General features: G+C 74.5%; 25 protein-coding genes and 3 tRNA genes. 12 read left to right on the forward strand and 16 right to left on the reverse strand.

Annotated features, from left to right (window positions below):
• The first annotated feature begins 94 nt into the window (after positions 1–94).
• Complete coding sequence (gene rpmB, locus ACI79S_RS05070) at positions 95–277, forward strand: 50S ribosomal protein L28 (protein ID WP_454970731.1); 183 nt, start codon at positions 95–97, stop codon at positions 275–277.
• Between the two features lie 78 nt (positions 278–355).
• Here the strand turns inward: rpmB and ACI79S_RS05075 are convergent, their stop codons facing one another.
• Genes ACI79S_RS05075 through ACI79S_RS05085 form a run of 3 tightly spaced genes read right to left on the reverse strand, consistent with a single transcriptional unit; the run spans position 356 to position 2,524 of the window.
• Entirely contained in the window at positions 356–982 is a 627-nt protein-coding gene (locus ACI79S_RS05075) for a cytidylate kinase-like family protein (RefSeq protein WP_456592352.1), read from the reverse strand.
• Positions 970–1,500: a GNAT family N-acetyltransferase gene (locus ACI79S_RS05080; protein ID WP_456592353.1), complete on the reverse strand. Its 531-nt coding sequence runs from the start codon at positions 1,498–1,500 to the stop codon at positions 970–972. Before ACI79S_RS05080 ends, ACI79S_RS05075 begins: the two co-directional genes overlap by 13 nt.
• Positions 1,484–2,524: a thiamine-phosphate kinase gene (locus ACI79S_RS05085; RefSeq protein WP_456592354.1), complete on the reverse strand. Its 1,041-nt coding sequence runs from the start codon at positions 2,522–2,524 to the stop codon at positions 1,484–1,486. Before ACI79S_RS05085 ends, ACI79S_RS05080 begins: the two co-directional genes overlap by 17 nt.
• 92 nt (positions 2,525–2,616) lie before the next feature.
• Between ACI79S_RS05085 and ACI79S_RS05090 the strand changes: the two genes are divergently transcribed.
• Together ACI79S_RS05090 and ACI79S_RS05095 are read left to right on the forward strand one after the other, a co-directional pair.
• On the forward strand, positions 2,617–2,850 hold the full coding sequence (locus tag ACI79S_RS05090; protein ID WP_224500414.1) for an Lrp/AsnC ligand binding domain-containing protein: 234 nt from the start codon (positions 2,617–2,619) through the stop codon (positions 2,848–2,850).
• An 11-nt stretch (positions 2,851–2,861) separates the two neighbouring features.
• Positions 2,862–3,422 (forward strand): DUF3515 domain-containing protein, encoded by a 561-nt coding sequence (locus tag ACI79S_RS05095; protein ID WP_456592355.1) that lies wholly within the window; start codon positions 2,862–2,864, stop codon positions 3,420–3,422.
• A 14-nt stretch (positions 3,423–3,436) separates the two neighbouring features.
• Here ACI79S_RS05095 and ACI79S_RS05100 read toward each other — a convergent pair whose 3' ends face one another.
• Together ACI79S_RS05100 and ACI79S_RS05105 are read right to left on the reverse strand one after the other, a co-directional pair.
• Positions 3,437–4,114 carry a hypothetical protein gene (locus ACI79S_RS05100; RefSeq protein WP_456592356.1) on the reverse strand — a complete coding sequence of 226 codons (678 nt, stop codon included), beginning with the start codon at positions 4,112–4,114 and terminating at the stop codon, positions 3,437–3,439.
• Positions 4,111–5,247: a D-alanine--D-alanine ligase family protein gene (locus tag ACI79S_RS05105; protein ID WP_456592357.1), complete on the reverse strand. Its 1,137-nt coding sequence runs from the start codon at positions 5,245–5,247 to the stop codon at positions 4,111–4,113. The genes ACI79S_RS05100 and ACI79S_RS05105 overlap by 4 nt, the downstream gene beginning before the upstream one ends.
• 97 nt (positions 5,248–5,344) lie before the next feature.
• On the opposite strand from ACI79S_RS05105, the gene ACI79S_RS05110 reads away from it, so the two are divergent.
• The gene (locus tag ACI79S_RS05110; RefSeq protein WP_456592358.1) at positions 5,345–6,145 is read left to right on the forward strand and encodes a CDP-alcohol phosphatidyltransferase family protein; all 801 of its coding nucleotides are present in this window, start codon (positions 5,345–5,347) and stop codon (positions 6,143–6,145) included.
• Here the strand turns inward: ACI79S_RS05110 and ACI79S_RS05115 are convergent.
• From ACI79S_RS05115 to ACI79S_RS05125, 3 genes are read right to left on the reverse strand one after another with little or no spacing between them, the layout of a single operon-like run.
• A complete protein-coding gene (locus ACI79S_RS05115) occupies positions 6,116–7,264 on the reverse strand; it encodes a cystathionine gamma-lyase (RefSeq protein WP_456592359.1) in 1,149 nt (382 codons plus the stop codon). The genes ACI79S_RS05110 and ACI79S_RS05115 overlap by 30 nt on opposite strands.
• Entirely contained in the window at positions 7,264–8,259 is a 996-nt protein-coding gene (locus ACI79S_RS05120; protein ID WP_456592360.1) for an NAD(P)H-dependent glycerol-3-phosphate dehydrogenase, read from the reverse strand. The genes ACI79S_RS05115 and ACI79S_RS05120 overlap by 1 nt, the downstream gene beginning before the upstream one ends.
• Complete coding sequence (locus tag ACI79S_RS05125) at positions 8,256–9,086, reverse strand: lysophospholipid acyltransferase family protein (protein ID WP_456592361.1); 831 nt, start codon at positions 9,084–9,086, stop codon at positions 8,256–8,258. The genes ACI79S_RS05120 and ACI79S_RS05125 overlap by 4 nt, the downstream gene beginning before the upstream one ends.
• Positions 9,087–9,199: 113 nt before the next feature.
• Here ACI79S_RS05125 and cofC point away from each other — a divergent pair, with 113 nt between their 5' ends.
• The 3 genes from cofC to ACI79S_RS05140 are packed head-to-tail and all read left to right on the forward strand — an operon-like array spanning position 9,200 to position 12,879.
• Positions 9,200–9,847 (forward strand): 2-phospho-L-lactate guanylyltransferase, encoded by a 648-nt coding sequence (gene cofC, locus ACI79S_RS05130; protein ID WP_456592362.1) that lies wholly within the window; start codon positions 9,200–9,202, stop codon positions 9,845–9,847.
• A 4-nt stretch (positions 9,848–9,851) separates the two neighbouring features.
• Complete coding sequence (locus tag ACI79S_RS05135; RefSeq protein WP_456592363.1) at positions 9,852–11,924, forward strand: RNA degradosome polyphosphate kinase; 2,073 nt, start codon at positions 9,852–9,854, stop codon at positions 11,922–11,924.
• Positions 11,908–12,879 (forward strand): NUDIX hydrolase, encoded by a 972-nt coding sequence (locus tag ACI79S_RS05140; RefSeq protein ID WP_456592364.1) that lies wholly within the window; start codon positions 11,908–11,910, stop codon positions 12,877–12,879. The genes ACI79S_RS05135 and ACI79S_RS05140 overlap by 17 nt, the downstream gene beginning before the upstream one ends.
• On the opposite strand, the gene leuD is transcribed toward ACI79S_RS05140, so the two are convergent.
• Positions 12,828–13,427, reverse strand: coding sequence for a 3-isopropylmalate dehydratase small subunit (gene leuD / locus ACI79S_RS05145; RefSeq protein ID WP_456592365.1), 600 nt, complete (start codon positions 13,425–13,427; stop codon positions 12,828–12,830). The genes ACI79S_RS05140 and leuD overlap by 52 nt on opposite strands.
• 3 nt (positions 13,428–13,430) lie before the next feature.
• Positions 13,431–14,837 (reverse strand): 3-isopropylmalate dehydratase large subunit, encoded by a 1,407-nt coding sequence (leuC, locus tag ACI79S_RS05150; protein ID WP_456592366.1) that lies wholly within the window; start codon positions 14,835–14,837, stop codon positions 13,431–13,433.
• A 112-nt stretch (positions 14,838–14,949) separates the two neighbouring features.
• Between leuC and ACI79S_RS05155 the strand changes: the two genes are divergently transcribed.
• The 3 genes from ACI79S_RS05155 to ACI79S_RS05165 are packed head-to-tail and all read left to right on the forward strand — an operon-like array spanning position 14,950 to position 16,952.
• The gene (locus tag ACI79S_RS05155; protein WP_456592367.1) at positions 14,950–15,612 is read left to right on the forward strand and encodes an IclR family transcriptional regulator; all 663 of its coding nucleotides are present in this window, start codon (positions 14,950–14,952) and stop codon (positions 15,610–15,612) included.
• Positions 15,613–15,654: 42 nt separating this feature from the next.
• Complete coding sequence (locus ACI79S_RS05160; protein WP_456592368.1) at positions 15,655–16,164, forward strand: ArsR/SmtB family transcription factor; 510 nt, start codon at positions 15,655–15,657, stop codon at positions 16,162–16,164.
• A complete protein-coding gene (locus ACI79S_RS05165) occupies positions 16,161–16,952 on the forward strand; it encodes a M23 family metallopeptidase (protein ID WP_456592369.1) in 792 nt (263 codons plus the stop codon). Before ACI79S_RS05160 ends, ACI79S_RS05165 begins: the two co-directional genes overlap by 4 nt.
• A gap of 68 nt (positions 16,953–17,020) precedes the next feature.
• On the opposite strand, the gene ACI79S_RS05170 is transcribed toward ACI79S_RS05165, so the two are convergent.
• From ACI79S_RS05170 to ACI79S_RS05195, 6 genes are all read right to left on the reverse strand, one after another.
• Positions 17,021–17,093, reverse strand: a tRNA-Glu gene (locus ACI79S_RS05170).
• Positions 17,094–17,192: 99 nt separating this feature from the next.
• Positions 17,193–17,265 (reverse strand) — tRNA-Glu (locus tag ACI79S_RS05175).
• Positions 17,266–17,309: 44 nt separating this feature from the next.
• Positions 17,310–17,381 (reverse strand) — tRNA-Gln (locus ACI79S_RS05180).
• A 78-nt stretch (positions 17,382–17,459) separates the two neighbouring features.
• Positions 17,460–18,356 (reverse strand): CPBP family intramembrane glutamic endopeptidase, encoded by an 897-nt coding sequence (locus ACI79S_RS05185; protein WP_456592370.1) that lies wholly within the window; start codon positions 18,354–18,356, stop codon positions 17,460–17,462.
• Positions 18,357–18,679: 323 nt separating this feature from the next.
• Entirely contained in the window at positions 18,680–20,155 is a 1,476-nt protein-coding gene (gene gltX / locus ACI79S_RS05190) for a glutamate--tRNA ligase (protein WP_456592371.1), read from the reverse strand.
• Positions 20,152–20,964 carry a fumarylacetoacetate hydrolase family protein gene (locus tag ACI79S_RS05195; protein ID WP_456592372.1) on the reverse strand — a complete coding sequence of 271 codons (813 nt, stop codon included), beginning with the start codon at positions 20,962–20,964 and terminating at the stop codon, positions 20,152–20,154. Before ACI79S_RS05195 ends, gltX begins: the two co-directional genes overlap by 4 nt.
• A 42-nt stretch (positions 20,965–21,006) precedes the next feature.
• Between ACI79S_RS05195 and ACI79S_RS05200 the strand changes: the two genes are divergently transcribed.
• Entirely contained in the window at positions 21,007–21,387 is a 381-nt protein-coding gene (locus tag ACI79S_RS05200; protein ID WP_456592373.1) for a VOC family protein, read from the forward strand.
• Positions 21,388–21,525: 138 nt separating this feature from the next.
• Positions 21,526–21,852, forward strand: a complete 327-nt coding sequence (locus ACI79S_RS05205; protein WP_456592374.1) for a putative quinol monooxygenase — start codon at positions 21,526–21,528, stop codon at positions 21,850–21,852.

The following is a 21,852-nucleotide window of genomic DNA, read 5'->3' on the forward strand; positions in this document are numbered from 1 at the left end:
GAAGCGGTTAGACTGCTGGACGGTCTTGATGCGGGTGCTGCCTTGCCCCGCCGTCTGTGAACGATTCTTCTGGGAGTGATCCACCGTGGCTGCCGTGTGCGATGTGTGTGGCAAGGGCCCCGGTTTCGGTATGTCGGTGTCGCACTCGCACCGCCGCACGCCGCGCCGTTGGAACCCGAACATCCAGTCCGTGCGGGCGCTGATCGCCCCCGGCAACCGTCGCCGGATCAACGCGTGCACCTCGTGCATCCGCGCCGGCAAGGTCGCCCGCGCGTGACACAGGCCCCCTGAGGGGGGCGCGAGAACATCGAGGAGCCCCGGAGGTCATCGACCTCCGGGGCTCCTCGCGTGTGCCTCAGCGCCCGATGCCGCGTCCCCGCGCGGCGGTCACCACGAGGTCCACGACGGTGTCCAGCGGGAGCTCCGTGCTGTTCACGACCAGGTGGTAGTGGCCGGCCGCGGCCGGGTCGCAGCGGTAGAAGTGCCGCACGTACGCCTCCCGCGCCCGGTCGTTCGCGGCCATCTCGCGCGCCACCTCCTCGCGGGGCCGCCCCGACCGCGCCACTGCCGCGGCCAGCCGCCGGTCCCGCGGACCGTCGAGCCGGACGTGCAGCGCGTCGGTCCGGTCGCGCAGCACCATCGCCGCGGCGCGGCCGAGCACCACCCCGCCGCCGCCCGCCGCGATCTCGCCGAGCACCCGCTCGGTCTGCTCCCGGTAGGCCCGCGCGTCGGGCAGCGGTACCCCGGGCACGACCCCGCCCACCGGGTCGGGCATCGTCCCGAGCGAGGCCACCAACCGCCAGAGCCCGCGGACCACCGTCTCGTCGTTGGCCTCGGCCTCCTCCACCGGCACCCCCAGCCGCCCGGCCACCTGGGCGGGGATCGCCCGGTCGTGGAACGGCAGGCCCAGGCGTGCCGCCACGGCGGGTCCGACCTCCGCTCCCGCGGCGCCGTAGGGCGCCGAGAGGGTCACGATGCCCACGTCGTCTCCTCCCCGCTCCCGGAGAGCGGCAGGTCCTTGCCGAGGAACACGGCCTCCGGCGAGCATGCGTAGACGCCGTACCCCTGGACGGGGACGTACCCCAGCTCCCGGTACAGCGCGACCGCCTCCGGCTGCCGCTGCCCCGTGTTGAGCACCACGGACCGGTGGCCGGCCCGGGCGGCGGTGGACTCCAGCTCCGCCATGATCACCTGCGCGAGGCCGCGGCGGCGGAACGCCGGTGCCACGTAGACCCGCTTGATCTCCACACCGCCCGGCGGGTAGACGCGCCACGCCCCGCACCCCGCCGCCGCGCCGCCCACCTCGGCCACGAGGAAGAGCCCGGCCGGCGGCAGGAACTCCGCCGGGTCGACGACGGCCTCGTCCCGCCCGCCGTACCGGCTCACGTACTCCTGCTGGACGGCCTCGACCAGCTCCTGCGCCGCGGGCTCGTCGTAGGGCACCGGCCGCAGCCGGGCCACCGACCCGTCCCGCAGCACCCGCTCAGCCGAAGTGCACATGCCCTGCCCGCTCCGCTCCCACGGCCGCCAGCACGTCCGCGGCGGCGACGCCGTCCACCCGCACCCCCGGCCGGGGCTTGCCGGGGCGCACGACCCCGATCGCCGTCCACCCCGGCGGGAGCGCCACCTTCCGCGGGAACGTGGCCACCAGCGCGTGGTCCTCCCCGCCGGTGAGCACCCACGCCACCGGGTCCACGCCCAGCGCCGACCCCACCTGCTGCAGCGGGCCCACCGGCTCCAGGCAGGCCCGCACGAGGGCGCCGCGGTCCAGGTCGAGGACGACGCCGCTGGCGTCGGCCAGGTGCCCGGCGTCGGCCACCAGCCCGTCGCTCACGTCGCACATCGCGGTGGCGCCGGCGTCGGCCGCCACCTGTCCCGCCGCGTACGGCGGGGTGGGGCGGCGGTGCGCCGCCACCACGGCCAGCGGGCTGGTGAAGCCCCGCCGCAGCACCGCCAGCCCGGCCGCCGACCACCCCAGCCGCCCGGCCAGCGCCACGACGTCGCCGGGGCGGGCACCCGAGCGCAGCACCGGCGCCCGCCCGCCGAGGTCGCCCAGCGCGGTCACCGACACGACGATGCCGGTGCTGTCGGGCGCGGCCGCCACCGTGTCCCCGCCGACGACGGCGGCCCCCGAGCCGGCGCACTCCTCCGCCAGGCCGGTGGCGAGCCCCTCCAGCCAGCTGGTGGGGGTGTCCGGCGGGCAGGCCAGCCCGACCACCAGCGCCGTCGTCCGGGCGCCCATCGCGGCGACGTCGGCCAGGTTGGCCGCGGCCGCCTTGTGCCCCACGTCCTCCGCCGAGGACCAGTCCCGCCGGAAGTGCCGCCCCTCCACCAGGACGTCGGTGGTGACGACGACCCGCTGGTCGGGCGTGCGCAGCACCGCGGCGTCGTCGCCGGGGCCCACGTCGGCGGCCGGGGCGGTGCCGGACCGCGCCAGCACCCGGGCGATCACGCCGAACTCCCCGACGACCCGCACGCTGTCGGCCGGATCGCCGCGCGGGACCAGGGGGCGGGGTCGGCTCATCGATGCTCTCCAGTCGCTGCGGTAGGTTTCCGACGAGTCCGCCAGCCGGCGGGGACGACGTCTCGGCACTGTTGCCGGAGGAAGGATCTCCCGTGGTCCACGCCTACATCCTCATCCAGACCGAAGTCGGCAAGGCCGCCCAGGTCGCCTCGACGATCAGCGAGATCAGCGGCGTCACGAAGGCCGAGGACGTCACCGGCCCGTACGACGTCATCGTCCGCGCCGAGGCCGACACCGTCGACGAGCTCGGTCGGCTCGTGGTCGCCCGGGTGCAGTCGGTCGACGGGATCACCCGGACGCTGACCTGCCCGGTCGTCAACATCTGAGCACTCGCTCCGTGGATCCGCTGCGCCGGGCCGCGATCCTGATCACGGCGATCACGCTCCCGGTGGTGATCGCGCTCGTCGTGCTGGTCAACGTGCGCGGCGAGGAGACCACCTCCGCACCGGAGGGCCCGGCCGAGATCGAGGGCGCCGCCCCCGTCCGCCCCGAGGACCTCCCGGTGCTCGAGGTGGACACGCCGGAGATCACCCCCGAGGCCGAGGAGCACTGCCCCGCGCTGATGGAGAACCTGCCGCTGGAGCTGGCCGGGGAGCCGTCGCGCCGGGTGCGGTCCGAGAGCCCCTTCGTCTACGCCTGGGGCGAGCCGGCCGCGGTGCTCACCTGCGGCGTCGAACGGCCGGAGGGGTGGACCGTCGGCGCGTCGGCCATCCAGATCAACGGTGTCCAGTGGCACGTCGACACCAGCGACCCCGACGCCACGGTCTGGACGGCGGTGGACCGCCCCGTCTACGTCGAGATGCGGCTGCCCGCCGGCGTCGACAGCGCCCCGGTGACGGCGCTGACCGTGCCGCTGGCCGAGGCGCTCCCCTACCAGGAGCCCACGCCGGGCCCCTGAGGCCGCTGGAGCGCTCACCCGGGCGGCAGCAGGTCCAGCTGGGCCTCCAGCACGGCGCCGACCTCCCGCACGGCATCGGGGACCGATCCGGCCACGGAGGTCACCGAGACGCTGAAGACGCCGTGCCAGCACCAGGCGAACGCCGCCGGGTCGAGCAGCCCCGCCGCCGGCACGGGCGCGTCCACGGTGAGCAGGCGGCAGTTGGCGGGCAGCTCGGGTGGGTCGACGCCGAGGACGCCCCCGTACAGCTCCGTGTCGTTGCGGGCCAGGTCCTCGGCGTAGGCCCGGGCACCGGCCCGCTGCTCGAACTGGTCGACGAACACGCCGGTCATCGGGCCGGACTCCCGGCCCCAGAAGCGCTCCCACCCGTACCGGTAGCCGTAGCTCTCCAGCACCGCGAGCTCGCGCTCCGGATCGGGCGCGTAGCCGGCGACGTCCTCCAGCCGTTTGGGCCCGGCCGGTGGGTCCAGCTCCTCGTCGCGGAGCCGCGGCAGCCCCGAGGGCACCTCCCGGACGATGAGCTCCTCGAGCTCCGCCGGGGAGGACGGCCGGTCCGACGGCGCCGCGGCGGTGGGGACGCCGTCGACCGTGCGCCCGCACCCGCTCAGCAGCGCGGCGGCGACCACGACCACGAGGACGACCCGGGAGCGGGTGGCCGCCGCGTTCCCCGGACCCGGCCGCCCCGCGGTCACCGGCCCGGCCGCGCTCCGTCGGCGAGCGCCCCGCTCACCAGGCGGTCCACCAGGTCGGCGAAGTCCACGCCGGTGGCCGCCCACATGCGGGCGAACATCGAGATCGGGGTGAACCCGGGCATCGTGTTCACCTCGTTGATGACCAGCCGGTCCGCGCCGTCGGGGCCGGCGCCGAGGAAGAAGTCGACCCGGGCCAGCCCGCGGCAGTCCAGGGCGAGGTAGGCACGGCGTGCGGCGGCCTGCACCGCGGCGAGCTGCTCCGGGGTGAGGTCGGCCGGGATGTCGAACTCCGCGGCGTCGTCGAGGTACTTGGCCGCGAAGTCGTACCAGTCGACCCCCGGCCGCAGCCGGATCTCGGCGGGCAGGCTCGCCTCCGGCAGCCCCGTGCCGCGGGCGGCGAGGACGCCGCACTCGATCTCCCGGCCCGGGACGGCCGCCTCCACGATCACCTTCGGGTCGACCGCGGCGGCCGCCGCGACGGCCGCCGGGAACTGTGCCCAGTCGGTGACCTTGCTGATGCCGATGCTCGACCCGGCGCGGGCCGGCTTCACGAAGACCGGCAGACCGAGGCGCTCCCGCCCCTCCTCGTCGAGCACCGCGGGGTCGGCGCAGACCGCGCCGTGCTCGTCGCGCAGGACGACGTGCTCGCCCTGCGGCAGGCCGGCCGCGGCCAGGAGCTTCTTGGTGAACTCCTTGTCCATGGAGGCGGCGCTGGCGAACACCCCGGACCCCACGTAGGGCAGCCCCGTCATCTCCAGCAGCCCCTGCACCGTGCCGTCCTCGCCGAACGCCCCGTGCAGGACCGGGAAGACGACGTCGACCTCGGTGAGCGCCCGGCCGACCGCCGCGCCGGGCTCCAGGACGGCCAGGCCGCGCGCCTCCGGGTCACCGACCAGCGAGACCGCCGTCCCGCCGGTGACCTCGGGCAGCGCGCCGTCGGTCGGGGCGAGCTGCTGGCCGGGGTCGGGCAGCACCCAGCGCCCGTCCCGCGCGATGCCGACGGGGACCACCTCGTACCGCTCCGGGTCGAGCGCGGCCATGACGCTGCCGGCCGAGATGCAGGAGATGGCGTGCTCCTCGCTGCGCCCCCCGAAGACGACGGCCACACGCACCCTGCCCTGCTGTCCGCTCATTGCCGCGACCCTAAACCAGGGCGCGTCGCGGGCCCCGCCGCGACGTCGGTGCACGCCTCGGCCCGCCGGGCCGACCGAGGTGTGGCAGCCTCGTCGCGTGCACGATGACGCAGCCATCGAGACGGCGCCCGGGGCGGTGCGCTCCTCCGGCTCGCCCGGTTTCTCCCTGCGCCTGCGCCTGGCCGGCGCAGCGGTGCACCTGTACACCGCCAGCGGCTCGGTGCTCGGCCTGCTGATCGTGCTGGCGGCGTTCGAGGGCGACGTGGTGGTCGCCCTGTGGCTCATCCTCGCGACGCTGGTCATCGACGGCACCGACGGGATGCTGGCCCGGCGGTTCCGGGTCAAGGAGACGATCCCCTGGCTCGACGGCGCCCGGATGGACGACATCGTCGACTACCTGACCTACGCCTTCGCCCCCATCGTGCTGCTCTGGACGACCGACCGGCTGCCCGGCGGTGCCCTCGGGTGGATCCTGGCCGCGCTGCCGCTGCTGGCCTCCTGCTACCAGTTCTGCCGCACCGATGCGAAGACCGAGGACCACTACTTCCTCGGCTTCCCCAGCTACTGGAACGTGGTCGCCTTCTACGCGATCATCCTCGACATCGGCACCACCGGCGCCGGCATCGCGCTCGCCGTCCTGACCGTGCTGGTGTTCGTGCCGGTCAAGTACGTCTACCCGTCGCGCACCAAACTGCTGCGGGGCGTGAACCTGGGGCTGGCGGCGGTCTGGCTCGTCGCCTTCGCCGTGCTGATCGTCCAGTACCCCGACCCGCACCCGGCGGTCGTCGTGCTGAGCCTGGTCTACCTCGTCTACTACTTCGGCGTGAGCATCTGGCTCACCGTCGCGGGCAGCCGCCGCCGGAGCGCGTCAGCCGAGCGCGTCGAGCGCGCGGGCTAGGTCGGCGACCAGGTCGGCGGTGTCCTCGATCCCGCAGGACAGCCGCACGAAGCCCGCGGGCACCGCGTCCCCGCCCCACTGCGCGCGCCGGTCGATGGTGCTGTGCACGCCGCCGAAGCTCGTCGCCGCCGCCCACAACCGGCTCTCCGCCAGCACCCGGGCGACCGCGGCCTCGTCGGGCAGCTCCGCGGACACCACGCCGTTCGGGCGCAGCATCTGGCGGGCGGCCAGCGCGGACGACGGGTCGCCCGCCCGCCACGGCCAGCGCAGGTTCGTGACGGCCGGGTGCCCGGCGAGCAGCTCGGCGACCGCCGCCGCGTTCGCCGCCTGACGGGCCAGCCGCAGGTCCAGGGTGCTCATCGACCGGTGCCCGAGCCATGCCTCGAACGGCCCCGGCGTGCTGCCGGTGCGGTCGCGGAAGCCCTTCACGGCCGCGTACAGCTCCTCGTCGGTCACGGTCACGTGCCCGAGCAGCACGTCGCTGTGCCCGGTGAGCGCCTTGGTGTCGCTGCCCACGGTGAGGTCGGCCCCCAGCGCCAGGGGGCGCTGACCCAGCGGGGTGGCGGTGGTGTTGTCGACCGCGACCAGCGCGCCGGCGGCGTGCGCGGCCGCCGCCACGGCCGCGATGTCGCAGACGTCCAGCTGCGGGTTGCTCGGCGTCTCCAGCAGCACCATGCGGGCGCCTGCGAGCCCCCCGTCGGCGGCGACGCGCCCGATCTCCGGCGTGGGCACGTACTGCACCTCGATGCCGAAGCGGGCCAGCTCCTCAGCGGCGAGCAGGCGGGTCGTGTAGTAGCCGTCCGACGGCAGCACGACGCGGTCACCGCTGCGGGTGGGGGCCAGCACCGCGGCGGTGAGCGCCGCCATCCCGGTGGCGAAGGAGAGGCAGCGGCCGCCGTCGAGCTCCCCGACGGCGTCCTCGAAGTGCCGCAGCGTCGGGTGCTCGGTCCGCGCGTAGGCGTCGGCCCCGCCGGCCCGCGGTGGCTGGTCCCCGAGGTGGAAGGGGGCGGCGAACACCGGCGAGGGCCGCATCGGCTCACCCGGCGCCGCGGGCCCCTCCCCCGCGCGCACCGACCTGGTCCCGTCGCCCCATCCACTGCCCACGTCCGCAGACTTCATCACTCCGACTTCGCCTCGCGCGACATGATCTGCCGCACGATCCGGCCGGGCGCCTCGCCCTCGTGGCACACCCGGACGACCGCCTCGGTGATCGGGACGTCGATCCGGTGCGCCCGGGCCAGGTCGAGCACCGACCGGCAGCTCTTCACGCCCTCCGCCGTCTGCCGGGTGCTCTGCTGGACCTCCTCGACCGTCATGCCGCGCCCCAGCTTCTCGCCGAAGGTGCGGTTGCGCGACAGCGGCGAGCTGCAGGTGGCCACCAGGTCTCCCAGGCCCGCCAGCCCCGCGAAGGTGGCCGGCTCGGCCCCCAGCGCGAGCCCCAGCCGGGTGGTCTCCGCCAGCCCCCGGGTGATGAGCGAGGCGCGGGTGTTGTCCCCGAAGCCCAGCCCCTCCGCGATGCCGCAGGCGAGGGCGATGACGTTCTTCACCGCGCCCCCCAGCTCACAGCCGACCACGTCGGGGTTGGTGTACGGGCGGAAGTAGGGGGTGTGGCAGGCCGCCTGCAGGACCGCCGCCCGATCGGCGTCCGCGCACGCGATCACCGTGGCGGCCGGCTGCTCCTCGGCGATCTCCCGGGCGAGGTTCGGGCCCGACAGCGCCGCCACCCGCGCCGCCCTGGCGCCGGTGATCTCGCAGATCACCTCGCTCATGCGCTTGGTGGTGCCGAGTTCGATGCCCTTCATGAGCGAGAGCAGCGTGGCGTCCGGGGGCAGCAGCTCCCGCCAGGACGTGAGGTTGCCGCGCAGCGACTGCGAGGGCACCGCCAGCACGACGACGTCGGCGCCGTCCAGCGCCTCGGCCGGGTCGACCGTCGCCCGCAGCCGGTCGGGCAGGCGCACACCCGGCAGGTAGTCGGGGTTCTCCCGCTCGTCGGTGATGGCCCCGACGAGCTCGGGCCGCCGCGCGTGGAGCCGGACGTCGCAGCCTGCGTCGGCGAGCACCTTGGCGAACGTCGTCCCCCAGGACCCGGCCCCCAGGACCGCCGCCCGCGTCACGCGGCGCTCCCGGGGAGGTCGCCGTGCCGGTCCCGCCGGGGAGCGGGGTGGATCGCACGCGGCGCGGGTTCCCCGCGCAGATCGGCCAGCTGGTCGCGGACCCGGGACATCATCAGCTCCGTCGTCTCCCGCAGCAGCGCGGGCTCCAGGGGGCGGCCCGCGCGCACCTCGGCCCGCGCCGCGGAGAGGTCGATCGGCTCGCCGACGAGGTAGTCGGCGGGCGTGCGGAACCGCAGGTGCAGCTCCTTGGTGTGGTAGTCGTGCACCCGGTGCGGCCCCCACTGGGCGACCGGGACCACCACGGCGTCGGTGGTGAGCGCCAGGTGCGCCGCCCCCGTGCGCGCCTGCATCGGCCACCAGTCGGGGTCCCGGGTCACCGACCCCTCTGGGTAGACGACGACGATGCTGCCCGCCCGCAGATCGGCCTCCGCCGCCGCGAGCGCGCTCCGCGCGGCGCTGGAGAACCGGGCGACGGGGATCTGCCCGGTCGCCCGCAGGATGGTGCCGGCCAGACCCCTGAACACCGCCTCCTTGGCCAGGAAGTGCGGGATCCGGCCGCGGTCGAAGACCAGGCGGGCGCAGGCCAGCGGGTCCAGCACCGACACGTGGTTGGCCACCAGGAGCACCGGCCCGGTCAGGGGGATGCGCTCGGCGTGGTGGTAGCGCAGCCGGAACAGCAGCGAGGACACCGGGTAGATCACGAGGATGCACAGCCACAGCGGGAAGGAGATGCGCCCCCGGGTGCGCCACTTGCCGGAACGGCGGGCACCGCGTGCGCGCACCGGTCCGGTCGCGCTCGTCCCCCGCGAGGACGTCTCGTCCGACACCGGCTCCCCTCCCTCTCCTGTGAGCCAGCCCATGATCGACCCGAGCCTCGGCGCGGGGAGCACCGGGTCCCGGCCGACGGGGTCCCGGGGCACCGTGTGCTGACATTGTCGCCGTGTCCAGGTGGTCGGTCGTGGTCCCGGCGAAGCGCCTCGCCGCCGCCAAGACCCGGCTGCGGCCGCTCACCGCCGTCCCCGGCGGCGACCACGGCGCCCTTGTCCTCGCCCTGCTGGCCGACACCGTCGCCGCGGCGCTGGCCTGCGAGCGGGTCGGGTCGGTCGTGGTCGTCACCGACGAGCCGGAGGCCGCCGACCTGGTGCGCGGGCTCGGCGCCCGCACGGTGCCCGACGAACCTGACCGCGGCCTGAACCCCGCGCTCGAGCACGGCGCGGGGAGCGCCCCCGGGGACGCCGTCGCCGCGCTCTCCTCCGACCTGCCCGCCCTCCGCCCGGTGGAGCTGGCCGAGGCGCTGGCGGTGGCGGAGGCGGCGCCCCGCTGCTTCGTGGCCGACGCCCAGGGAACGGGCACCACCCTGCTGACCGCCCTCGGCACCCCGTTGCACCCGCGGTTCGGTCGCGGCTCCGCCGCAGCCCACGAGGCCGGCGGCGCGGTGCGGCTGACCGGCGCCTGGCCCGGCCTGCGCCGCGACGTCGACGTCCCCGCCGACCTGCGGGCAGCGCTGGCGCTGGGGACCGGCCCGCGCACGTCGGGGCTGGTGCGGGGCTCGCCGTCGCTCGCGAGCCGGGTCGGTACGGCACGATGAGGGAGTGGCAACAGAGAGCGCTCCCCGGACCGAGGCCCTCCCCGTCGACCGCTACCTGAACCGAGAACTGTCCTGGCTGGACTTCAACGCCCGCGTGCTCGAGCTCGCCGAGAACGACTCGCTGCCGCTGCTGGAGCGGGTCAAGTTCCTCGCCATCTTCGCGAGCAACCTCGACGAGTTCTACATGGTGCGCATCGCCGGTCTGAAGCGGCGGCAGAGCACCGGCCTCACCGTCCGCTCGCCCGACGGGCTGACCATCCGCGAGCAGCTGGAGCGGGTGACCGCCCGCACCCGCGAGCTGGTGCAGCGGCACTCCGACGTCTTCAACAAGGACGTGCTGCCCCGGCTGGAGGAGGCTGGGATCCGGATCGTCCACTGGGAGGACCTGGAGGACGACGCGATGCGCCGGCTCCGGGACTACTTCCGCGACCAGGTCTTCCCGGTGCTCACGCCGCTCGCCGTCGACCCGGCGCACCCGTTCCCCTACATCAGCGGCCTGTCGCTGAACCTCGCGGTGTCGGTGCACGACCCGGACACCAACGCGCCCCGCTTCGCGCGGCTCAAGGTGCCGAACAACGTGCCGCGGTTCGTGCCGGTCGCCACGCAGGACGACACGGTGGTCTTCCTCCCGCTCGAGGACCTCATCGCCGCGCACCTGCCCCAGCTCTTCCCGGGGCTCGACGTGCTCGACCACCACTTCTTCCGCGTCACCCGCAACGCCGACGTCGAGGTCGAGGAGGACCGCGACGAGGACCTGCTGCAGGCGCTGGAGCGCGAGCTCGCCCGGCGCCGGTTCGGCCCCGCGGTGCGCCTCGAGGTCGCCGAGCCGATGGACCCGCGGATCCTCGACGTGCTCATCTCCGAGCTCGAGGTCTCCCCCGCCGACGTCGTCCACGTGCCCGGGCTGCTCGACCTGGCCTCGCTCATGGCGCTCTACGACCTCGACCGACCCGAGCTCAAGGACGAGCCCTTCGTGCCGGCCACGCACCCGCGGCTGTCCGAGGGCGAGACGCCCAAGAGCGTCTTCGCCACCCTCCGCGAGGGCGACGTCCTGGTCCACCACCCGTACCACTCGTTCGCCACGAGCGTGCAGCGGTTCATCGAGCAGGCCGCCGCCGACCCGGACGTGCTGGCCATCAAGCAGACGCTGTACCGCACCTCCGGCGACTCCCCGATCGTCTCGGCGCTGATCGAGGCCGCCCAGGCCGGCAAGCAGGTCGTGGTCCTCGTCGAGATCAAGGCCCGGTTCGACGAGGAGGCCAACATCAGCTGGGCCCGTTCGCTGGAGCGGGCCGGCTGCCACGTCGTCTACGGGCTGGTGGGGCTGAAGACCCACTGCAAGACGGCCCTCGTGGTCCGCCGCGAGCAGGGCGTGATCCGGCGGTACTGCCACATCGGCACGGGCAACTACAACCCGAAGACCGCCCGCATCTACGAGGACCTCGGCATCCTCACCGCCGATCCGCGCGTCGGCGCCGACCTCACCGACCTGTTCAACGTGCTCACCGGCTACTCGCGGCAGACCAACTACCGGACGCTCATGGTGGCGCCGCACGGCGTCCGCAACGGGCTGATCGAGAAGATCCGCCGCGAGGCCCGGAACGCGCGCGAGGGGCGCCCCTCGGGCATTCGCATCAAGGCGAACTCCATCGTCGACGAGCGGCTCATCGACGCGCTCTACGAGGCCTCGCAGGCCGGTGTGCCGGTGGAGCTGTTCGTCCGCGGCATCTGCGCGCTGCGGCCGGGCGTCCCCGGCCTGTCCGAGACCATCCGGGTGCGCTCGATCGTCGGCCGGTTCCTCGAGCACTCCCGGGTGATCTCCTTCCTCAACGGCGGCGACCCGGAGTGGTGGATCGGCAGCGCCGACCTCATGCACCGCAACCTCGACCGCCGGGTCGAGGTGCTGCTGCGGGTCTGCGACGAGGCGGCACGCAGGCAGCTGGAGGAGACCCTGCGCCCGGCCATGGAGCCCGGCGTGCGGTGCTGGGAGCTGCGCAGCGATGGGCAGTGGGACCGGCTGGACGGGCGCGACTACCAGGCCGAGCTGATGCACCGGATCCATGAGCTCGCCGGCTGAGCCGCGGCCCGTCGCGGCCGCCGGCGGCGTCGTGTGGCGCCCGGCCGGGGACGACGGCATCGAGATCGCCGTCGTCCACCGGCCCCGCTACGACGACTGGTCGCTGCCGAAGGGGAAGCTCGACCCCGGCGAGCACGCGCTGGCCGCCGCGTGCCGCGAGGTGGTCGAGGAGACCGGGCTCCGCATCGTCGCCGGACGCCGCGGGCCGACGACGCAGTACGCGGTCGACGGCGTCCCCAAGCACGTGGACTACTGGCTCATGCGCTGCGTCGGGGGGTGCTTCGCCGCCAACGACGAGGTGGACGAGCTCCGCTGGCTCGCCCCCGACGACGCGAGCGCGCTGGTCACCCACGAGCACGACCGGCTGGTGATCACCGACGCCGCCCGCACCGACGTGCCGCGCGAGGTGAGCCTGCTGCTGGTCCGCCACGGCCGCGCCGGGAGCAAGCAGGAGTTCGACGGCCCGGACGACCAGCGCCCGCTGGACGACAAGGGCCTGCGGCAGGCCGAGCAGCTGGCCGACGCGCTGGCGTGGTTCGCCCCGGACGACGTGCTCAGCACCCCGAAGGTGCGCTGCACGCAGACGGTGGCGCCGCTGGCCGAGCGGCTGGCCGTGGACGTGTGCCCGTCACCCCGGATGGGCGAGGAGAACTTCGCCGACGACCCGCAGGCGGGGATGGCGCTCGTGGCGGAGCTCCTGGAGCGCCCGGGGGCGACGGTGCTGTGCAGCCAGGGCGGGGTGATCCCCTCGGTGCTCCAAGCCCTCGGGGTGCACGGCCACGGCGTCCGCGGCCTGCTCCCGCCGGCCGCCAAGGGCAGCGTCTGGGCCCTCGGCGGCCGGCCGGGCGCGCTGGTCGCGGACTACTACCGCGACTTCGAGCCCGACCCGGACGCCCCGTTGCCTCAGCGCGCGGGCAGCGCCGCCGGGAGCCAGGCCGGGCGCGCCGCCTCGTAGGCCTCGACGTCGTCGAGGTGCCGCTCGGTGAGGCCGACGTCGTCGAGCCCCTCCAGCAGCCGCCACCGGGTGTAGTCGTCGATCTCGAACGGCACCGCCACGTCGCCGTAGGTCACCTGCTTGGCCTGCAGGTCGACCGTCACCGGCGTCGCCGGGTCCGCCTCGATCGCGGTCCACAGCGCCTCCACCTCGGCCTGCGGCAGCACGACCGTCAGCAGCCCCGACTTGGTCGAGTTGTTGCGGAAGATGTCGGCGAACCGGGAGCTGATGACGACGCGGAAACCGCCGTCGAGCAGCGCCCAGTTGGCGTGCTCGCGGGAGGAGCCGGTGCCGAAGTCGGGGCCGGCCACCAGGATCGAGGCGTCGGCGTACTCGGGCTTGTTGAGCACGAAGTCCGGCTCGTTGGTCCGCCAGGCGATGAACAGCCCGTCCTCGAAACCGGTGCGGGTGATCCGCTTGAGGTACTCGGCCGGGATGATCTGGTCGGTGTCGACGGCGCTGCGGCGCAGCGGCGCGGCGGTGCCGGTGTGCGTGGTGAAGGCGTCCATGGCTCAGGCTCCGATCAGGTCGGCGGGGGCGGTGAGGCGGCCGGTGAGCGCCGTGGCGGCAGCGACCGACGGCGAGACCAGATGGGTGCGCCCGCCCTTGCCCTGACGGCCCTGGAAGTTGCGGTTGCTGGTCGAGGCCGAGCGCTCGCCGGGCTTGAGCTGGTCGGGGTTCATGCCCAGGCACATCGAGCACCCCGCACCCCGCCACTCGGCGCCGGCCTCCACGAAGACCTTGTCCAGGCCCTCGGCCTCGGCCTGCAGCTTCACGCCGACCGAGCCGGGGACGACGAGCATGCGGGTGTCCGGGTCGATCTTCCTGCCCTGCAGGAAGGCCGCGGCGGTGCGCAGGTCCTCGATCCGGCCGTTGGTGCAGGAGCCGAGGAAGACGGTGTCGACCTTGATCTCGCGCAGCGGGGTGCCGGGGGTCAGCCCCATGTAGGCCAGCGCCTGCTCGGCGGCCCGCCGCTCGCCGTCGTCGTCGAACTGGGCCGGGTCGGGCACCACGCCGTCGATCGGCAGGCCCTGGCCGGGGTTGGTGCCCCAGGTGACGAACGGCGTCAGCGTCGATGCGTCCAGCGTCACCTCGCGGTCGAAGACCGCGCCGTCGTCGGTGCGCAGCGTGCGCCAGTGCTCGACGGCGGCGTCCCAGTCGGCGCCCTGCGGTGCGTGCGGGCGCCCCTGCAGGAAGTCGAAAGTGGTCTGGTCGGGGGCGATGAGGCCCGCCTTCGCGCCGGCCTCGATCGACATGTTGCAGATGGTCATCCGGGCCTCCATCGACAGCGCCTCGATGGCGCTGCCGCGGTACTCGATGACGTGTCCTGCCGCACCGTTGGTGCCGATCTGGGCGATGACGGCCAGGATGATGTCCTTCGCCGAGACCCCGGTAGCCAGCTCGCCGTCGACGGTGACCGACATCTGCTTGGGCCGGTACTGCGGCAGGGTCTGGGTGGCCAGCACGTGCTCGACCTCGCTGGTGCCGATGCCGAAGGCCAGCGCCCCGAAGGCGCCGTGCGTGGAGGTGTGGCTGTCCCCGCAGACGATGGTCATGCCGGGCTGGGTGAGGCCCAGCTGCGGGCCGATGACGTGCACGATGCCCTGGTCGCGGTCACCCATCGGGGCGAGCCGGATGCCGAACTCCGCGGCGTTCCGGCGGAGCGCGTCGACCTGCGCCCGGCTGATCGGGTCGGCGATCGGCTTGAGGATGTCCAGGGTCGGGACGTTGTGGTCCTCCGTGGCCATCGTCAGGTCGGGTCGACGCACCGTGCGCCCGGCGGCGCGCAGGCCGTCGAAGGCCTGCGGGCTGGTGACCTCGTGCACCAGGTGCAGGTCGATGTAGAGCAGGTCGGGCTCCCCCGACGTGCTGCGCACGACGTGGGCGTCGTAGACCTTCTCGGCCAGGGTCTTCGGCACGGGCGCGTCCCCTTCGGGTGACTGGTCGATCCCGAGTTGCCTGTCTCACTCTTCGGGATGCGAGTATTGCTGTGTGGGACAGCCTAACCCGGTCGCGGTTCTGGACAAAGCAGTGTCGATCCTGCACGCCGTCGCGCAGGAGCCGGCCACCCTCGCCGAGCTCGTCGCGCGCACCGGCCTGCCCCGGGCCACCGCCCACCGGCTCGCCGTCGCCCTCGAGGGGCACCGCCTCGTCCGGCGCACCGACAGCGGCAGCTGGGCACCCGGTCCGGCGCTGGCCGAGCTGGGGCGGACGACCGCCGACATCGGCGAGATTGCCGCACGCCACCTGGTCACGCTGCGGGACGCCACCGGCGAGAGCGCCCAGTTCTACGTGCGCGACGGCGCGACGCGCGTGTGCGTGGCCGCCGCCGAGCGGACCAGCGGCCTGCGCGACACCGTCCCGGTCGGCGCCCGGCTACCCATGACCGCAGGCTCGGCGGCGCACGCGCTGCTGGCGTTCATGCCCGCCGACGAGGTGACCCGCCTGCTCCCCTCCGCCAGCTTCACCGCGCGCACGCTGCTCGACGTGCGCCGCCGAGGCTGGGCGCACAGCGTGGCCGAGCGCGAGGCCGGCGTGGCGTCGCTGTCGGCCCCCGTCCGCGACGGCAACGGGTCGGTGCTGGGTGCCGTCTCGATCTCGGGACCGGTGGAGCGCCTGGGCCGGCGCCCCAGCCCCGAGGTCATCGGCGCCGTGCTCGACGCCTCGGCGGCCATCGCCCGCGCCGCCCGCTGATCGTCGCTGGATCGATTCTACGAACTTCCGTATTCTGCCGGTGTGACCGATGCCGACCGCTTCCGGGAGATCGAGGAACGGCTGACCGCCCTCGAACGCGCGCTGCCGCATCGAGGCGTCGACCCGCCGGGCGACGTCGAGCGGTTCTGGGCGCTGGACGGCCTCGCCGAGGACGCGGCCGCCTTCCCCGGAGGCGCCGTCGTCTACGCGGGCTCGGTCCGCCTGCCCAGCGGAGAGCAGTACGCCTGGCAGCGCACGCACGCCGCGGAGGACGCACTCGGCGACGGCTCGGCCGACGCGGAGCTCGCCGCCGAGCTGTCCGCGCTGGCGCACGCGGTCCGGCTGCGCCTGCTGCGGGAGGTGCTGAGCGGCACCCGCACGACCGCCGGGCTCGCCGCGCTCCCGGGGCTGGGCACGACCGGTCAGTTGCACCACCACCTCCGCCAGCTCACCGCCGCCGGATGGCTCCGCGCCACCGCTCGCGGGAGCTGGGCCGTGCCGGCCGAGCGCGTGGTCCCGCTGCACGTCGTCCTCGCGGCGGTGTCGTCGTGAACCCGCGTGTCCTCGCGGCCCGGTGCCGCGCCCCGCTGGCACCGGCCGGCGTCCTGCTCATCGCCGTCGGTGGGAGCGGCGTGCCCGCGGCCGCCCTCGCCGGGTTCCTGCTCGTCGTCGGGTTCCTGGTGCTGGACCGGGTGCGGCCGCCCGAGCACCCGGTCACGGTGGTCGAGCCGCCGGTCGCGGGCCGGTGGCGGGCCGTCAACTCCCCCGCCTCCGGGGTGCCCTCGCACGGCACCAACGGGCTGGGCCAGACGTGGGCGATCGACCTGGCGGCCGAGCCCGGCGACGGGGCGCGTCCCGCGTTCGGCTCCGGCGGTCAGTGGCGGCGGCCGACCGACTACCCGGCGTTCGGCCGGCCGGTGCGCTCCCCCGTCGACGGCCTGGTCGTGCGGGTCCACGACCGCCGTCGCGACCACCGGGCGCGCAGCGGGTGGGTGTCGCTGCTCTTCCTGCTGCTCGTCGAGGGCTTCGTGCGCCAGGTGGCCGGCGCCCGGTGGATGCTGGGCAACCACGTCGTCGTCCGCCGGGACGACGGCACCCACGCCGTCCTGGCCCACCTGCGCCGCGGCTCGGTGCGGGTGGCCGTCGGCGACCGCGTCGCAGCCGGGCAGCAGGTCGCGGAGTGCGGCAACTCCGGCAACAGCAGCGAGCCGCACCTGCACGTCCAGCTCACCGACTCCGCCCGCGTGGCCACGTCCTGCGGCCGCCCGATGATCTTCCGCGCGGGGGCACCGGACGGCTCCGACGGGCTCCCGGCCAACGACGGGCTGCTCGAGACCTGACCCCCGCCGCTGCCGCGACCGGGAACGGCGAGAGCCCCCGACCGGGTGGTCGGGGGCTCTCGATCGCGTAGCCCCGAAGGGATTCGAACCCTCGCTACCGCCGTGAGAGGGCGGCGTCCTAGGCCGCTAGACGACGGGGCCGTGCGGGAGACATCTTGCCATGCCCGTCCCCGCTCCCCGCAGCGGGGTGCCGGGAACGGCGAGAGCCCCCGACCGGGTGGTCGGGGGCTCTCGATCGCGTAGCCCCGAAGGGATTCGAACCCTCGCTACCGCCGTGAGAGGGCGGCGTCCTGGGCCGCTAGACGACGGGGCCGTGCTGTGTCACTGCTGTACTGCAAGAGGAACCAGGCTTCCTCGCTGGGGTACCAGGACTCGAACCTAGACTAACGGAACCAGAAACCGTCGGGCTGCCAATTACCCCATACCCCATGGGTAGCACCTCGCGGCGCCGGAGAGAACTGTACCCGACGCTGCGCGGGTGGGTGGCACCACCCCCCGGTCGGCTGGTCAGCGGGCCGTGGCGGACGCCGCTGCCGGCGGGAGGCGCAGGTCGAGGGCCGGCGTGCGCAGCTGCGGCCGCGCCCGCCGCCGCCAGCGGGCGACGAGCAGGACGTAGCCGCCGAAGCCCACCGCGGTGAGCGTGAGCGACACCGGCACCAGCCCCGCCGGCACCACGTCCGTGGCCACGGCGTCACCCAGCAGCGCCACCAGCAGGAACAGCACCACGTTGTTGACCGCGTGCAGGACGACAGCGGCCTCGAGGCCGCCGGTCAGCCCGACCACGGCGGAGGCGGCGAGGGCGAAGGCGAAGCGGTCGAGGAAGGTGGCGAGGTCCGGCGGGAGGTGCGCGAGGGAGAAGAGCGCGCCGGTGACCACCGCGGCCACCACCGCACCGACGCGCGGGGCGCTGATCCAGCCGGCGATCGCCTGGCTGAGGTAGCCGCGGAACAGGTACTCCTCGGCCGCGGACTGCAGCGGTGTGGTGAGCAGGACGACGGCCAGCAACCAGCCCCACGAGGGGACCGGCCCCGTCACCTCGACCCCCTCCGCGGTGACCCCGAGGAGCACGGAGAGGCCGATCACGACCCCGATCGAGGCCAGCGCCAGCAGCGTCAGCCGGGGCAGCAGCCGCCACCGGAACCGGGCGAGCACCGACGACGACCAGCCGGGGCTCATGCCGTGCGCCACCGCCCAGGCCAGCCACACCACCGGGATGCCCACGGCCAGGGTCGCGTTGGTGACCAGCAGCGTTCCGGGGTCGGTGAGCTCGATCAGGGCCAGGTCGGGGCTGAGGCCGGTGAGGATGCCGATCACGCCGAGCAGCGCGCCGGCCACCAGGAAGACCACCCCGAGCAGGAGCAACCCCAGCAGCGGCCGCCACCAGGCCCAGTCGCGGGTCCGCATGATGCGCAGGTACGGCTGCGGGACGTCGTGCGGCGGCGTGCCCGGCGGGAGGGCCCACCCGGCCGGGGGGACGGGCGCCGGGGGGAAGTGCGCCGGCGGGAACGGGCCAGGGGCGTACGCACCCGGCGGGAACGCACCAGGGGCGTACGGACCCGGGGCGTACGGACCCGGGGCGTACGGACCCGGGGCGTACGCACCCGGCCGGAACGGCGCGGGGGGCTGCGGCCAGGGCGGGACCGGGAACCGCCCCGGTTGCGGCCGCAGGGTCGGTGGCGGCCCGGTGTACGGCTCGTCGGCCGGACCGCCACCGGGCCCCGGGAAGGTCATCCAGCCGTCGCGACCGTGCGGGCCGCCGCGAGCCGGGCCATCGTCCGCTCGCGCCCGAGCAGCTCCATCGACTCGTACAGCGGCGGGGACACCGTGCGCCCGCTGACGGCGACGCGCACCGGCCCGAAGGCCTGCCGCGGCTTGCGCCCCAGGCCCTCGACGAGGGCCTCCTTGAGCGCCTGCTCGATGGCCGGGGTGCTCCACTCCGGCAGCTCGCGCAGCGCCGCCGTCGCCGCGTCCAGCACCTCGACGGCACTGTCCCCCGCGAGCTGCTTCTCCGCCGCCTGGGGGTCGATGGTGACCTCGTCGACGAACAGGAAGCCCAGCAGCCCCACGGCCTCGGAGAGCACCACCATGCGCTCCTGGGCCAGCGGCGCGATCGCCCGCAGCACCGACTCCTGCTCGGCGGTGGGCGGCTCGGCGACCAGCCCGGCGCCCGCCAGGTACGGCACCACCCGAGCGGTGAACTCCTCGACCGGCAGGGCGCGCAGGTGGTTGGCGTTGATCGCCTCGGCCTTCTTCAGGTCGAACCGGGCCGGGTTGGCGCTCACCCGCGTGACGTCGAAGGCCTCGACCAGCTCCGCCGTCGAGAAGATGTCGCGGTCCTCGGCGATCGACCAGCCCAGCAGCGCCAGGTAGTTGACCAGCCCCTCGGGGAGGAAGCCGCGCTCCCGGTAGACGTCGAGGTTGGACGTGGGATCGCGCTTGGACAGCTTCTTGGTGCCCTCGCCGGTGACCAGCGGGAGGTGGCCGAAGCGGGGCGTGCCCTGCGCCACGCCGATGTCGGTGAGCGCCGCGTACAGCGCCAGCTGGCGCGGGGTCGAGGGCAGCAGGTCCTCGCCGCGGAGGACGTCGGTGATGCCCATCAGGGCGTCGTCGACCGGGTTCACGAAGGGGTAGAGCGGGGCGCCGTTGCCGCGCACGAGCACGAAGTCGGGCACCGCACCCGCGGCGAACCGCACCTCGCCGCGCACCAGGTCGGTCCAGGTGAGGTCCTCGTCGGGCATCCGGAGCCGCAGCACCGGGGACCTGCCCTCGTCGCGGAAGGCCCGCTTCTGGGCGTCGGTGAGGAACCGGTCGTGGTTGTCGTAGCCGAGCTTGGGGTCCTCGCCGGCCGCGCGGCGCCGGGCGTCGACCTCCTCGTTGGTCGAGAACGACTCGTAGGCGTGACCGGCCTCGAGCAGTTTCGCGGCCACCTCCCGGTAGACGTCGTGCCGCTCGGACTGCCGGTACGGGCCGTTCGGGCCCCCGACCTCCGGCCCCTCGTCCCAGTCCAGCCCGAGCCAGCGCAGGCTGTCGAGCAGGTGCCGGTAGGACTCCTCGGAGTCGCGGGCGGCGTCGGTGTCCTCGATGCGGAAGACGAACGTGCCACCGTGGTGGCGGGCGTGCGCCCAGTTGAACAGGGCCGTGCGGATCAGCCCGACGTGGACCAGCCCGGTCGGCGACGGGCAGAAGCGGGTGCGGACGGTCATCGGGCGCCACCGGCGGTCGAGACGGCGTCGGCCGCCGTCACGGTGTTGGAGAGCGTGCCCAGGCCCTGGATGCTGCACGCCACGGTCTGGCCGGGGCGGATCGGGCCCACGCCCGAGGGGGTGCCGGTCAGCACCACGTCGCCGGGCAGCAGGGTCATCACCTGCGAGATGTAGGAGATGAGGGTGGGGACGGCGAAGAGCAGCTGGCCGGTGCGGCCGGACTGGCGGCGCTCGCCGTCGACGTCGCAGGTGATCTCCAGGTCGGCGGCGTCGAGACCGATCCCGGCCAGGTCGGTCTCGATCCAGGGACCGAGGGGGCAGAAGGAGTCGAAGCCCTTGGCGCGGGTCCACTGCCCGTCGCTCCTCTGCATGTCCCGCTCGGTGACGTCGTTGCCGATCGTGTAGCCGAACACGCTGCCCAGCGCCTGCTCCGGCGTCACGTTCCGCGCCCCGCGCGCGCCGATCACGACGGCGAGCTCGACCTCGTGGTGGACGTTGGTGCTGCCGGCCGGAATGCGGATCGCGTCACCGGGGCCGATGACCGACGTCGAGGGCTTGAGGAACAACAGCGGCTCCCCCGGCGCGTCGCCGGTGCCCATCTCCTTCACGTGCTCGGCGTAGTTCTTGCCGACGCACACCACCTTGCTCGGCAGGATCGGCGAGAGCAGCCGGATGTCGGCCTGGGCGAACCGGGCGCCGGTGAAGGAGATCTGGCCGAAGGGGTGGCCCTCGATCTGGGCCACCTGGCCGTCTCCGTCGAGGACGCCGAAGGACATGCCCTGAGGACTGGCGAAACGGACGATGCGCACGAGCCGAGGTTAGTCGCGCGCCGTTCCGCCTATCGTCCGCCCATGGCCTGCCGGTTCAGCGAACTCGTCGTCGACAGCCGCGACCCCGAGGCGCTGGCCGCCTTCTGGGCCGCCGTCCTCGACTACCAGGTCCTCGGCCGGGAGGAGGACGGCTCGGTGGAGATCGGCCCGGCGGCCGGCTTCGGCGGCGTGGCGCCCACGCTGGTGTTCGGGCCGGTGGCCGACCCCACGCCCGGGAAGTGCCGCCTGCACATCGACGTCAGCCCGACCGACCGCGACCAGGACGCGGAGCTGGAGCGGCTGCTGGCGCTGGGCGCGACCCGGGCGGACGTCGGGCAGAGCGGGGACGAGAGCTGGCACGTCCTCGCCGATCCGGAGGGCAACGAGTTCTGCCTGCTGAGGACGCGGCTGGAACCGCTGTAGGCGGGGGTGGACGGCAACTGGCCGGTGTGTCGCGGCGAGTGGGGCCCGGAGGGTCCCGGGCAGCCGTGACGACGGGGCTCCGCGCAACCGGTGGACGGCAACTGGCCGCGGTGTCGGCCGGAGGCCGACAATGTGCTGGTGATCCTGATCGTCGTGAAGTTCCCCGTCCGCCCCGACCGCGCCGACGAGTGGGCCGGGTTGGCCGCCGACTACGCGCGCGCGGTGAACGCCGAGGAGGGCTCACTGTTCTTCGAGTGGTCGCGGAGCCTGGAGGAGCCCGACACGTTCGTCTGCGTCGAGGGCTTCCGCGACGCCGATGCGGGCGCCGCCCACGTGGCCACCGACGCCTTCAAGCGCTTCGTCGAGCAGGCGCCGGACCTGGTCTCCGCGCAGCCGCAGATCATCTACGTGGACGCGCCCGGCGTCGCCGGGTGGGGCCCGATGGGTGAGATCCAGCCGCGCTGA

Source organism: Blastococcus sp. SYSU DS1024 (genome assembly GCF_054050795.1).

Excerpts from the sequence above, each read along its gene's own strand:
- ACI79S_RS05105 (WP_456592357.1), bottom strand. The coding sequence starts at position 5,247 with ATGAGCGGACAGCAGGGCAGGGTGCGTGTGGCCGTCGTCTTCGGGGGG.
- ACI79S_RS05115 (WP_456592359.1), bottom strand. The coding sequence starts at position 7,264 with ATGAAGTCTGCGGACGTGGGCAGTGGATGGGGCGACGGGACCAGGTCG.
- ACI79S_RS05200 (WP_456592373.1), top strand. The coding sequence starts at position 21,007 with ATGGCCTGCCGGTTCAGCGAACTCGTCGTCGACAGCCGCGACCCCGAG.
- ACI79S_RS05185 (WP_456592370.1), bottom strand. The coding sequence starts at position 18,356 with ATGCGGACCCGCGACTGGGCCTGGTGGCGGCCGCTGCTGGGGTTGCTC.
- leuD (WP_456592365.1), bottom strand. The coding sequence starts at position 13,427 with ATGGACGCCTTCACCACGCACACCGGCACCGCCGCGCCGCTGCGCCGC.
- ACI79S_RS05085 (WP_456592354.1), bottom strand. The coding sequence starts at position 2,524 with ATGAGCCGACCCCGCCCCCTGGTCCCGCGCGGCGATCCGGCCGACAGC.
- gltX (WP_456592371.1), bottom strand. The coding sequence starts at position 20,155 with ATGACCGTCCGCACCCGCTTCTGCCCGTCGCCGACCGGGCTGGTCCAC.
- ACI79S_RS05080 (WP_456592353.1), bottom strand. The coding sequence starts at position 1,500 with ATGTGCACTTCGGCTGAGCGGGTGCTGCGGGACGGGTCGGTGGCCCGG.
- ACI79S_RS05140 (WP_456592364.1), top strand. The coding sequence starts at position 11,908 with ATGAGCTCGCCGGCTGAGCCGCGGCCCGTCGCGGCCGCCGGCGGCGTC.